General features: G+C 50.9%; 9 protein-coding genes. 2 read left to right on the forward strand and 7 right to left on the reverse strand.

Annotation, left to right across the window (positions count from 1 at the left end):
- The gene (locus O1Q03_RS18935) at positions 1-1,359 is read left to right on the forward strand and encodes an aminotransferase class I/II-fold pyridoxal phosphate-dependent enzyme (protein ID WP_269505357.1); all 1,359 of its coding nucleotides are present in this window, start codon (positions 1-3) and stop codon (positions 1,357-1,359) included.
- 53 nt (positions 1,360-1,412) lie between these two features.
- Positions 1,413-2,579: a nucleotide sugar dehydrogenase gene (locus tag O1Q03_RS18940; protein ID WP_269505358.1), complete on the forward strand. Its 1,167-nt coding sequence runs from the start codon at positions 1,413-1,415 to the stop codon at positions 2,577-2,579.
- A gap of 249 nt (positions 2,580-2,828) precedes the next feature.
- Here O1Q03_RS18940 and O1Q03_RS18945 read toward each other — a convergent pair whose 3' ends face one another.
- The 7 genes from O1Q03_RS18945 to O1Q03_RS18975 form a co-directional block, all read right to left on the reverse strand.
- Positions 2,829-4,055 carry a glycosyltransferase family 61 protein gene (locus O1Q03_RS18945; protein ID WP_269505359.1) on the reverse strand — a complete coding sequence of 409 codons (1,227 nt, stop codon included), beginning with the start codon at positions 4,053-4,055 and terminating at the stop codon, positions 2,829-2,831.
- A 424-nt stretch (positions 4,056-4,479) separates the two neighbouring features.
- Positions 4,480-5,394, reverse strand: coding sequence for a heparin lyase I family protein (locus O1Q03_RS18950; RefSeq protein ID WP_269505360.1), 915 nt, complete (start codon positions 5,392-5,394; stop codon positions 4,480-4,482).
- 141 nt (positions 5,395-5,535) lie between these two features.
- Positions 5,536-6,450 (reverse strand): glycosyltransferase family 2 protein, encoded by a 915-nt coding sequence (locus O1Q03_RS18955; protein WP_269505361.1) that lies wholly within the window; start codon positions 6,448-6,450, stop codon positions 5,536-5,538.
- A gap of 18 nt (positions 6,451-6,468) precedes the next feature.
- Positions 6,469-10,584, reverse strand: a complete 4,116-nt coding sequence (locus O1Q03_RS18960; protein WP_269505362.1) for a glycosyltransferase — start codon at positions 10,582-10,584, stop codon at positions 6,469-6,471.
- A 33-nt stretch (positions 10,585-10,617) separates the two neighbouring features.
- Positions 10,618-11,172, reverse strand: a complete 555-nt coding sequence (locus tag O1Q03_RS18965; protein WP_269505363.1) for a hypothetical protein — start codon at positions 11,170-11,172, stop codon at positions 10,618-10,620.
- A 51-nt stretch (positions 11,173-11,223) separates the two neighbouring features.
- Positions 11,224-11,880: an ABC transporter ATP-binding protein gene (locus O1Q03_RS18970; RefSeq protein WP_269505364.1), complete on the reverse strand. Its 657-nt coding sequence runs from the start codon at positions 11,878-11,880 to the stop codon at positions 11,224-11,226.
- Positions 11,880-12,695, reverse strand: coding sequence for an ABC transporter permease (locus O1Q03_RS18975; protein WP_269505365.1), 816 nt, complete (start codon positions 12,693-12,695; stop codon positions 11,880-11,882). Before O1Q03_RS18975 ends, O1Q03_RS18970 begins: the two co-directional genes overlap by 1 nt.
- Positions 12,696-12,703: the final 8 nt, after the last annotated feature.

A 12,703-nucleotide genomic window follows, 5' to 3' on the forward strand; every position in this document is an offset into this window, starting at 1 on the left:
ATGAGCAAGACCAAAACCACCGGACTGCCGGGCCTCACGTCGGCACTCAAGAACAAGCTCATCCAGCAGGCGCTCGAGCGCAAGCTGCGGGAAGCCGGGCGCGAACAGCCCGTGGCCGCGCCGGCGGCGGGCCGCAGAACGGCGGCTTCCGTGCCGGAAGCCTATACGCGCTTCGACCAGTACCCCGGCTATCGACAGCTACGCATCATGAGCGACGGTGCCGCGCGCCTTGGCGTGCGCAGCCCGTTCTTCAAGCTGCATGAAGGGACGGCCGGTGCGCAGACGAGCATTGGCGGTCATACGTACGTCAACTACGCCAGCTACAACTACCTCGGCATGTCGGGCGACCCCGTCGTGTCGCAAGCCGCGAAGGATGCGATCGACCGCTACGGCACGTCGGTGTCCGCGAGCCGCCTGGTGTCGGGTGAACGCCCGATCCACCGCGAGCTCGAACGGGCGCTCGCCGACCTGTACGGCGTGGACGACGCCATCACGTTCGTGAGCGGCCATGCGGCCAACGTGACGACGATCGGCTACCTGTTCGGGCCGCGCGATCTCGTCATCCACGACGAACTGATCCACAACAGCGTGCTGCAGGGGATCCAGTTGTCGGGCGCGAAGCGCTTTTCGTTCGCGCACAACGACGCCGATGCGCTCGAGCAGTTGCTGACGGAACAGCGGCATCAGTTCGAGCGCGTGCTGATCGTGCTGGAAGGCATCTACAGCATGGACGGCGACTACCCTGACCTGCCGCGCTTCGTCGACATCAAGCGCCGTCACCGGGCGTTCCTGATGGTGGACGAGGCCCATTCGCTGGGCGTGATGGGCAAGACCGGGCGCGGCATTCGGGAGCACTTCGGCCTTGCCGGCGATGCCGTCGACATCTGGATGGGCACGCTCAGCAAATCGCTGGCCGGCTGCGGTGGTTATATCGCCGGCGAAACGGCGCTCATCGAGCATTTGAAATTTCTCGCGCCCGGGTTCCTGTATAGCGTCGGGATGCCGCCGCCGGTCGCGGCCGCTTCGCTCGCGGCGCTGCAGCGCATGCTGGAATTGCCCGAGCGCGTGGCCACGCTTCAGGCGCGGGGACAGTATTTTCTGGCGCAGGCCAAGGCAGCGGGAATCGATACGGGCAGCAGCGCGGGGATTGCTGTCGTTCCGGCGATTCTCGGCAGCTCGCTGCGGGCGACCAAGTGGTCGGACGCCCTGTTCGAGCAAGGAATCAATGTGCAGCCCATTCTTTATCCGGCGGTGCCGGAGCAGTCGGCGCGGTTGAGGTTTTTCATCGCTTGCACGCATAGTGAAGCGCAGATCGACCAGACCGTGCAGGCAATGAAAGGGTTGCTCGAGAAACGATAGTCCCGGTACATCGAGTACGCGGTCCATTCCAATTCCAAATCAAACAACGACTCATGAAAATCGCTATCGCCGGCACCGGCTATGTCGGGCTTTCCAACGGTATCCTGCTCGCTCAGCACCACGAAGTCGTCGCGCTGGACATCGTTACCGAGAAAGTGGAGATGCTCAATCGCAAGCAGTCTCCGATCATCGATACCGAGATCGAGGATTATCTCGCGAACAAGCGCCTGAACTTCCGTGCGACGCTGGACAAGCACGACGCGTATGAAGGCGCGGACTACGTCATCATCGCCACGCCGACGGACTACGATCCGGAGACCAACTACTTCAACACGCGCTCGATCGAAGCCGTGATCAAGGACGTGAAGGCGATCAATCCGCGCGCGGTGATGGTGATCAAGTCGACCGTACCGGTCGGTTATACGGCGAACGTTCGGCAGGAGCTGGATTGCGACAACGTGATCTTCTCCCCCGAATTCCTGCGCGAAGGTCGCGCGCTGCACGATAACCTGCATCCGTCGCGTATCATCGTCGGCGAGCAATCGGAACGAGCCAAGGTGTTCGCCGAACTGCTTCAGGAAGGCGCGATCAAGAAGGACATCTCCGTCCTTTTTACCGACTCGACGGAAGCGGAAGCCATCAAGCTCTTCGCAAATACCTACCTCGCGATGCGCGTGTCGTACTTCAACGAACTCGACACCTACGCGGCTACGCACGGGCTGGATACGCGGCAGATCATCGATGGGGTTTGTCTTGATCCGCGGATTGGCGACCATTACAACAACCCGTCGTTCGGCTACGGTGGATACTGTCTGCCGAAGGACACCAAGCAGCTGCTCGCCAACTACAAGGCCGTGCCGCAGAACCTCATTCAGGCGATCGTGGCTTCCAATACGACTCGCAAGGATTTCATTGCCGAAGACGTGCTGCGTCGCAAGCCGAAGGTCGTCGGGATCTATCGCCTCATCATGAAGAGCGGGTCCGACAACTTCCGAGCGTCAAGCATTCAGGGCGTGATGAAGCGGATCAAGGCGAAGGGCGTGGAGGTCATCGTGTACGAGCCAGCGCTGAAGGAGTCGGAGTTTTTCCATTCGCGCGTAGTCGAGGATCTCGAGGCTTTCAAGACGGAATCGGATGTGATTATCAGTAATCGCGCGACTTCGGCTTTGGACGATGTCGCAAGCAAAGTGTATACCCGTGATCTCTTTGGTAGCGACTAAGACCGGAGACTGGGCTTCAAAAGTGTTCGCCAATGTCGCACAGGACCTTCTCGCCGAATGTTTCTTCTATATCTACGCAGCCATACAGCCTCGTATTTGCAGAGCGAACGCCGTCCCGGTGAAATGCACGCTAGCCTTTTGATGCGAAACCCCCTCAGCCCGCAATCCGGCGTCTTGATAACGTATCAAACGCACGCGATGCGGACTGAGTTCATTTAGCGATGGAAAGCCAAGTCGGATCGCAGAAGATCAAACCTCTATTTCATTCTCAAAAATGGAATAAGATCTCTCCAATTTCTCAATATCAATACACCAGCTTCGATCTTCTTTCGGCTTCTTGAAATCAATCGACGATCCAAAACAAACCTGAAGACGTGCATTGTTAGCTGACGCTACTAAGCTATCATCTCGCAGGTAAAAATTTCTTGGCGCCACCACAAAGAGTGCTGTATTTTTCTGCTGGAAGGCAGCGAGATACATTTGACTTCCGACAGGTCCAGCCAAAATACAGGATTCACGCGCAGTTTTGATTTGCTCATGTAAATCAATCGTTTCCGGACAAATTACTTCGAACCCTTGCTTAACAAAAAAATGCTCTACCTCAAGCTCATTATCCAATGGTCGGTCAGGAATTCTCTTTCGCGACAGGTACACCTTCCTTGTCGGCGCAGTCCGAGAAGCGCTGGCAGCTTTCTCCGCAATCGTTTGCCAGACATCCATTTGTTGTGCCGTAATCCAACGATGCGAACGCATGGAAGGTGAAGGCACTATAAGCTTTTCTACGATTGCCGCCTTGGGTATCGTGACTATTCTAGCCAGATCAACTCCGGCCAGTTCAAGCAATTTCAGCGCAAACGGCTTTACTTCATCCTCGTATATAGCAAACCGAATCGACGGATCCGCACTAAAATGGCGAAGAGCCCAAAGGCGAGTCAATCCTTCGAGAAGTACATGTCCAAAATGGCGATGAACATTGCCAATTAAATAATAAGTCCCGGAAAACTCCTCCGCAAATTGTGGACCCTGATACTTAAACCCACCCTCACTCTTACTCAGGACATCGCCAGGCAAATCCCTGTTCCCATCCATAGTCCCATAAGAGCCATCGACCAAACTACCATCTGACGTAATTACCGTCTGCCCAAAAAAATGAAACCCAGCCTCGCGCCGACTGATTCGACCGCCAAAAACAAATGGCCGATTCAAAAAAGCCACGGTAAGATTGTCAATATCGAAGCTATTTTTTCTCCAACACTCAGGCAAGAAAATAGCATTCCCCCTTTCCGCCCCTTGTAGCTCTTCTGCTACATCTGATTCATCAAAAACGCCAATGCCAGGGTTTTGCAGCGCATGCGCAGAAAAGACAACCTCGCAATCTACCTGAGAAGACAAACCCTCGTTAATGTCATTAACAATAGGAAGACTTTTCTGCGCAAGTGAAATGGAAGATAGCGCTACTTCTTTTTCGTTGGCCATAACTTTCGGGGAAGTAGTTTTCTACCTACGTCCGTGGAACGTAAAATTGTAGAGTGTACATCAAACTCAGTGGGGCCCGATCGCTGATCGCGCGGAGGGCTTCCGCTGGCGCTTGCTGGCCAAGCATGCCGCCACACAGGGCCACGGGGGTGCCGAGGCTCGCGGTCGCTACGCGCCACCCCAACGGCGCTCCCTACCAGAGCGGTCATAACGAGGGGTACGTTCACGCGAAATCGACGCAGGACTGTCAGCGAATGTTACTAGCCAAACGACCATGCAACCGACCCTCCCGCGATCAGTGGTTGAAGGGGGCCGTCTACAGACTGACTTCCGGTCCGTAGCCACCCCATCGCCAATTTAGGCACTTAAGACGACCGCCAAACTTGAGCATTTCAGCCTGGCGCTTTATTCGAGAATACGTATATTAATTCGAAGTGACGGCTTCCTTTGACGCACCCCACCGCAACTGATCGATCCATATGGTGTGAGCCACCGGTTGCGGATTCCCATACAAGCCAACTCGGGCATCAAAGGTATCAAGGAAATTGGGCGATGCATGCCCCCAATATCTCCGAGAGCCGCCAAGATATTTTCCATTAAGCCACATCTCTATCAGGCCAGGACCGTTCGGATCATTGACGGCCCGAGGCAGCACATGCAACACAACTGAATTCCATTGATTTTCCACGAAACGGGGATGCCCCAAATCGACCTGTGTTGACTTCTCGCTCGTGTCGTCTCGAGTAGCAAGAGTGAAGCTGAGATCATCCTTTCCCGGAACCATCACGATAAAAGCTACAGGCCCGGCCTTTTCCTCCTTAAAAGGTTGCCAAATTTGGCTAACGATAATTTCTCCCCTAGGAGGAGGAAAAGCCTTTTTATCGAAGAAAATCGAGAATCCCATGTAGCGCTCCTGACCGAGGCGCAAAGACAACGGATCCCCTTGGTGAACAAGAGTAAACTCCGAACGATCGTTGGTTGTTTGCCCAGGCGCCGAAGGCCCAATCGTTAGTTTCAACGAGCGCCCGCCAATCTTCGCGGCCTTATCACTAACCGTAGGTTCCGCGGCCTGCCCTTGGTAAGGCATATTAAACATTTGCCCTTCCCGCTTGAACAGCCGGTAGTGCTCATTAAACTCGGTGACTTTGCCGTCCCGATTGCCAAAATCCGCCTCCCGGAGCGCCGATGCAGCCATGCTTCGTCCACTTACGAAAAGCAAAACAAATAACGAGACGAACATCGCCAAGAACATCTTACCGATACCCCGAAACTGCCGCCCCCTCGAAAAACCGTCACTCGTGACGATATCATCGCGAACTACAAGTAGTTGACTGCGCATAGCTCAACCTCCAGTTGAAATTTAACTCACTTAACCATTAACCGCTTGCTATCAACAGTCTTCCAGATAGGCAACAAAAAAAAGCCGCGGAGGAGGCAATGCTCCAACAACAAACCTCCAACCTTCTCGCAGCCTTCTTGATCAGAGTCCGATAATCTTCATAATCCTCCTCAACGCGGCAGGCTTTTCACTCTCCCGACCTTCCTCATCACTCTCGATTTTTTCCAAAACCGTCTTAATCAGCTCAATTTCCTCTAGCACGCGAGAACGCAGCGGCGCTGGCATCTCAGACACAATATCATTTTTATCGTGACGATAGAAGTAATCTGCATGCTTAACTCTTGACGCCTTGCTTGCGCTTCCCTTTCGGCTTTTTCCAACCAGAAATTCTTCCAGGGATTTAACGGCATAATGATTTACACGCGCCCCACCCCACACAACATCTCGACTTAACCCGTGCCCATGCCTCTCGTGATAAACCACATCGTTGCCTTCCGAATCTACAAAACGCCCCTCATTCAACTTCGGATGATGAGGGTTTTCGAAAAACTCGACCTTCGAGGGTCGAACAACACTTTTATAGTGATTATTTACACCAAAATTCTGCTCCGCCATCTTCGTAAATCTATCGATGACCAACTCGTTGGTAGCGAAGATCTTTCCAGATGTTCCGTACGTCGCCCAATTAAGGGCGAGCGCATTTACAGTGGAATCGGCAAATATTCTCTCAAAAAATGGTCGTATCGAGCCGCCGCCATCCAATGGAAAGATGAATTCGTCCGCGTCTATAAATGCGAGCAAATCTACATCTTCGTGGCACACTTTCAGCATATGCGAATATGCTGGAAGCTGAGGCCGTTGGTCAATCTGGCTTTGAAACTGTATTGCATGAACAAGGCCCGCCTTCTCCAGACTGCCAAGCAATTCGACGGATCCATCCTCACTCTCATTGTCAGCAATAAGAAAGTAATCAACGCCGATAGCACGATGATATGCGATCCATTCAACAATGAATTCGCACTCATTTTTAAATATGGCAGCAATTCCGATTTTCAAAACTCGATCACCATAAAGTTAATTTGCCTTTTTTGAATCCGCTCGACGTCGTGACGGCACCTTATCCTTAATCAGACCATACAGCATCGCATCAAATCGGTTCAATTGACGGCGCACCGAACGTTCGCTCCTTGCATAGTCAAAACCTTCTCTTGCCATTTCCGACAATTTCTGTGAATTTTGACACGCAAACAATAAAGCGCGCTCCCACGCTTCGTCACTGTTCTCAACCAAAATACCATTTCTGTCGTGGATAACAACATCGACATATGGCTTAACTCGACTACACAAAGCAGGTAGCTTCGCGGCGGAATATTCAATAAATTTCAAATCCGATTTTGCGGAATTGAAGTTAGAATCGACGAGAGGCGCAACACCAAAATCCATTACACCGAAAACACCTCTAAGCCACCGCACAAAATCCGGATAATTTCTCTTATCTGCCGGAATTGCAATTGATTCATACCAGTCGCTTTTTTCTGCAGTCACACCAATTGTAAAGAGACGGAAGCCAGGATTTTTGCTCTTAACCTGGTGAACCGCATTTTTTAAAATTCCGAGATCGTCTCCGTGCGTGCTGGATCCCATATAGACAGCCCAGATTTCTCCCGCCGCCTTATTGCCGATCAAATCAATCTCCATAGGCTGGACAGGCGTGAACCAAAGCCTCTCGCTTACAGCATTCTCGACAATCACGATTCGATCATTAAGATCCTGATATCGCGCCTTGAGTTCTGGCGTTGATACACTCACCAACGACGATCGAGTCAGCAAGGCACGGACAGGTTTCAAATATTTTCCGTACTCGCCGCCTGTTTGCGCATCCAGTTCTGCTCGCTCCAACAGATCATCATCCAACTCAAAAACGAAAGGCTTTTCTGCTGCCTCCAAAGCATCAACGACGGATGCGATTTGATCGTGGGCCAGCGCAGTCCGTTGAATTACAACGGCATCATAACGTGATACCAAATGATCAACACGAACGTCGCCGCCGATATATTCATATCGAATCAGCCGAGTAAAATCGTCTTTTGTCTTCTCACCAAGCCGAATGTGCGTTGAGGCGGGAGCCTTTTCCAATTGATAACCTTTCAATTGCGAGTTCGGCGTGATAACTCCCACCTTTGGCCGACTATCATTCGGTCGCGGCATACCGCCATACATCATTGAACGGTAGACATCAAAGTACCGATGCGCCATGTATTGGCAATCATGCAAGGCGCCTTCTCCGTTTTGCCATGCAAGAACGCTATTTCTCTTTTGCGCAATATCTTCCGGATCCTTCTTCAACCGAAGAATCGTAGCCAACGCCGCCTCAGGCGATACCTCTTCGGCCAGCCAACCCGCCCGCGTGTCCTTGATTCGGTCGCCGGCCGCGCCAAGATCGTAGGCAATCACTGGAATGCCGAGTGCCCACATCTCGGTCAAGGTATGACAGTACGTTTCAAGAGAAATCGAGAAGACAGCCCCAATATGCGGATTTATCTTTTGAACGATCTCACCGAATTCTTCTCTTTTATATTTTCCATGGTAGACGACTCCGGGAGCCGATATCAACTCGTCAGCAGCACTTCCCATAATATGCATCTCAAAATTATGAGACTCGGCATATTTGCTGAGATGCATCACGACGTCCGCCCCCTTCCAGTTCGAAATATTTCCCGGAACCAAAATTCGAAGCTTTTCTGCGATCTCAAAATCCGCAACCATCCTCGAAAATTCCACGAAGTCTCGACCGTGCGGGATCACCTCGAATACACGGTCCCTCAGAAACGGGTATACCGCGACCATCAAATCTTTCACGCTAGGTGCAGTCGTTATGAATGCGTCACAGCGTTTCAGTAGATTTTCGAACATAACGCGCCACTGATTAATGGCGTTGTTCTTCAATGGAGGAAAATCAGGTTCCGTCCAGAGCGCGTGCACGCACTCTCCTTTGCTAGCCGAACATTTGCCGGCGCAAAACTTGTTTGTCTCGTCCAGCAGGTTAACTGTCGGACAGATCGTATAAAAATCGTGAAACGAAAAAACGACCGGCAAACCAATATTTTTTGCCTGCTCAATCAACCCCAAGCTGTGCCATGCGATATGGCGGACATGCACCAGCTCAATTGCATATTTGACAAGCCAATTAGCGATTACAATGTCGTATTCTTCGCTTCGATGCGGAAACGCTTTAATTTCTTTTGAAAGAATGTGCGTCGCGATCTCAATGTACTCGCCATCTTGGTAGTACATCAAACTCATTCTTTTACTGTTACACCGAAGAACGAATGTTTCGACTCTATCATTAATTGATTGCATCAAGTCCTGGTTCGTCTGCGGCGTTCCGCCCGTGTATGTCGACAACACGTAGAGAATTCGCGGCCGTACCGCCCCCGCTCTTCTGGCAAGAGCGTCCGACGCAACCTTCACTTGACTCCGTGCCCTCTTAATAGACTGCGAGTTGAAACTTTCTCGTATACGGGAAGAATAATCCGGATACCGCTCATCAACGACACGTCGTCCGGCCGCCATCAGCTCAAGCTTCGACTCCCCAAAACTTGCCGATCTGACATGATAAACATAGCTTGAATCGTCGATAATATGGCGCCATCCCAATCGACCAGCTCGCATACAGAAATCATTTTCTTCGCCATACCCACGCGGAAAACTGACTGCATCCAATTCCCCAACTTCATCGAGACAATCCCGCCGAATATATAGGCAGAATCCATTTCCGGTCGGAACTTCCGGATACACTCGCTCGGAAGCATGGGCGATTGCTCGCGAATATTCGTCGAGAGTCAACCATTCAGGTACTGGCGATTCCTCCGGACCCGCGACCGGCGCCGAAAACGCGCCTGCATTATTAGAAAACGGGGTGACAGTGCCGATATCACGACTTGAATATGCGGCAATTCTCAATCTACGCAACCAACCGGGCGTCACCTTTGTATCGGAATTAAGGAAAACTACATCTGCTCGCCCGGCCAGAGAAATTCCTCGATTGACCGTCCTCGTAAATCCTAGATTCTTCTTGTTTACATGTACTTCGAAATTTCTCTTGCTCTTGTATTGATTGAGTATCTTCCTGACTCGCGAATCAGGACTTGCATCGTCAATAACAATTATGCGACAAGCCTTTTCCGTGTGCAAAAACACCGAACGCAAACACTCCTCAACTTCGTTGGGAGCGTTATAAACTGGAATAATAATCGCAGGCAAATTATTATTCTGGCTCAACCGATTCGACGCATCAAAGGCTGAGCGTGCGGCCAGAGCATTCTCCTCGGCTGGCAAGTTGCCTCCGACTCCCGAAGAGGCATGCACATCCATCCACCACACCTTAAAATCGGGAGACTTCGGCTTTGGCAAATATCCTTTTGACTTTCCCCACAGACAGTAGTGAATCAATGGATTCATACCATCCGGAATTTCGGGGCCGTACTGATCGACGTACCATTTGGTACTGAACGCCGGGCCGGGATCTCGGCCCTCACGGGCGCCGTGCCTTATAAAATGGGAAACGGGTTCAGCACCACGCCTAGCGATATCTTTATACTCCGATATATACCACTTTTTATTAACCAGGCCACTCGATTCGGCAATAGTAATCTGCTCTGCAAGAGAATAACTTTGCTTGGGTGCGTTACTTCCCCCGCTGGTCGTTTTTGCAACAACCGCAGATACGCCTGATTCGCGTTGTACAGATTGATCAGCCTTGGCTTGCTTCTTTTCGCTCTTCAGTTGCGGCTTTGTATCCGGCTCCGTTTCTTTCTTTTTATCGCCATCTGTTTTTGGCGCCGCTGATTGGCTTGCGACGACCGAAGGTGCGACTTCGTGCGTCGCCGCGCGCGCCTCTGCTTTAACGCTAGCCACAGGGGAAGTCGTTATCTTCTTGTCAACACTCGCCACGGGTTGCGTCGTGACGCGCCTCAAATCATCAAAGAGCTTGGGCAATATCCCCGACGTCGAATTCTCCGATTCTTCAGCGATGACAATATTCGACTGACGTGCGGGACGCCCGAGCAGAGCACCATACTTTCTATAATGCTCGGCAGGGGATAGCCCCGAAAGCTCGACATCCGGATATTCTCGCGCGTACCAGTCTTCATCAAGCTCTATCGAAAAATCCCGAGACTCATTCAACATCAGTATTCTCCCAGCATCTATATTCAATTGAGTTCATTTCTGTTTTTTACCGGCGGCGATAAAAGCCAACAATGGATTCTCTCCCCCCTCAGAGGAGACCCCATCCGGATCAAACGTTGTCATAAAATTGGCACTCGGCCGCCGCCCTTCCTTGGCGCCAAAAATCAAATAGTGCAAAATCGGGTCTTGGCCGCTTTCCGCCACGTCGGGATACTCCCTCAGATACCAGTCGCTATCAAAGAGGCCGGATCGCTCGATTATTTTCTTACCACGCTTCAGCTCACTTCCCCGAGATCCACTCAAAAAATTGATATCAATCTTTCTGAGCGGAGCGGTGATCTTCCATGAAACCGTCTCCTTTATTTTCTCGAGGCGCTTTTTATACAGCGCGATGTCCCTCTCTTTTCTATCCAACTCGCGCTCACGCTCCTCCAGCAATCGGACTAATTGCCCGATTTCAGAGTATCGTTGACTTAAGCTCTTCTTCAGTTCATTGGATGCTGCAATCAATCTCTTGTTTTGCCGATCAACATCCTGAACATAGCGCTTAAGCTCTTCCATTATTTCGTTTTTTCGATCGTCGATCATGCAATCTCTCATTCGCCGAATTCAATCAGCGCAACCCTCGTTTACAATTATTCAAAGATTCGTATAAACACGAATACCTTCCTCTACATCATCGTAAACATCGACGGTTCCATTATTCAAAAGCAAAACAATATCGCATAGACTTCTCACCTGATTCATGTTATGCGTCACCACGATCAGATTAGAGTGCCCGACTCTCTGCTTAAATTCCTTTTCAGCCTTTGCCCGAAAATGCGCATCCCCAACAGACATTGCCTCGTCGACCATATAGTAGTCGAAATCAAACGCCAAGCTCATCCCGAAGCGCAACCTTGCACCCATACCGGATGAATATGTCTTCACGGGCTGGTAGAAGTAATCACCCAACTCCGCGAACTCCTGCACGTAGGCAATTATCTTTTCCATTTCATCACCCTCTGCACCGAGGGCTCTGCAAATGAATTTTACGTTCTGACGACCTGTCAATGATCCTTGGAATCCGCCTCCAAGGCCAACCGGCCAGGATATCCGCTTATCCGTAACAATTCGCCCGCTGTCAGGCACATCCGTGCCGCACAGCAACCGCATCAACGTACTTTTCCCGGCACCATTTCGGCCAATCAAAGCTATGTTCTTATCTGGCGGAACGACGAATGATAGATCGCGAAATACATACTTTCGACCTAACGTCGTGACATAGGATTTAGTCAGTCTATCAAGAGCTATCATTACGTATTGAACACTCGTAAATTCTGTCGACGACGGCGGTACACCATCATAGAAAACAGCAAAACAACGAGAGAAAACATCAAGGGATATCCCAAGCCCAACCCTTCAGTCGCGGGATAGCCACTGATCATGCCAGCTCGAATTCTATCGATCACGCCGACATATGGATTGAAAGCCATAAGATAGACTTTTTCTTTTGGCATTCGCCAAAGCGGATAAAAGACGCCTGAGGTTACGTAAATGGGAATATACGACAACTTCAATATCCGTCCGCTGTTTGGCATTACGTTTGCGATAATGGCATAGAGCAACCCGATCGCAAAGGAAAGCAGGACCCCTACCGCGATTGCGATCATCCATGCCAGAGGATCATCAATCAAGACATCATGATCAAACCAGACCGCCAAGAAGAAACATATTACGAAATAGACGAACGAATATATACAGATCTCGACGATCACCCGCGCGAGAAATGTGGAAAATGGTGTGACCTGTCGGTAGGCGAATAATCCTTGATTCGCCTGAACTGAATCAATCATTCGCCAAGGGATACTTCGCATCAAGTTGAACGGCACAATCCCACTAACCATATATACGACGAAATCAACGCCCTTAACAGGATTATTGAGAACGTGAGCGTGAAAAATCATAACCACGGTCAAAATCGCCAGCGGTTCGAAGATTACCCATACGAACCCCATTCTGCGACCATCGAATCGCGTTTGCATTTCGCGCATAAATAACGCGAACAACACAGCCTTTGCTATCTTCAGCGGCGGTCGCTTTGTTTTGAACGAGCGCTCAAGATTTCCCATAAAACGCC

It is taken from the genome of Burkholderia sp. IMCC1007 (assembly GCF_027257875.1).
Lineage (GTDB): Bacteria > Pseudomonadota > Gammaproteobacteria > Burkholderiales > Burkholderiaceae > Burkholderia.

Coding starts and splice junctions, on each gene's coding strand:
- O1Q03_RS18960 (WP_269505362.1), bottom strand. CDS start 10,584: ATGTTGAATGAGTCTCGGGATTTTTCGATAGAGCTTGATGAAGACTGG.
- O1Q03_RS18970 (WP_269505364.1), bottom strand. CDS start 11,880: ATGATAGCTCTTGATAGACTGACTAAATCCTATGTCACGACGTTAGGT.
- O1Q03_RS18950 (WP_269505360.1), bottom strand. CDS start 5,394: ATGCGCAGTCAACTACTTGTAGTTCGCGATGATATCGTCACGAGTGAC.
- O1Q03_RS18965 (WP_269505363.1), bottom strand. CDS start 11,172: ATGATCGACGATCGAAAAAACGAAATAATGGAAGAGCTTAAGCGCTAT.
- O1Q03_RS18940 (WP_269505358.1), top strand. CDS start 1,413: ATGAAAATCGCTATCGCCGGCACCGGCTATGTCGGGCTTTCCAACGGT.
- O1Q03_RS18945 (WP_269505359.1), bottom strand. CDS start 4,055: ATGGCCAACGAAAAAGAAGTAGCGCTATCTTCCATTTCACTTGCGCAG.
- O1Q03_RS18975 (WP_269505365.1), bottom strand. CDS start 12,695: ATGGGAAATCTTGAGCGCTCGTTCAAAACAAAGCGACCGCCGCTGAAG.
- O1Q03_RS18935 (WP_269505357.1), top strand. CDS start 1: ATGAGCAAGACCAAAACCACCGGACTGCCGGGCCTCACGTCGGCACTC.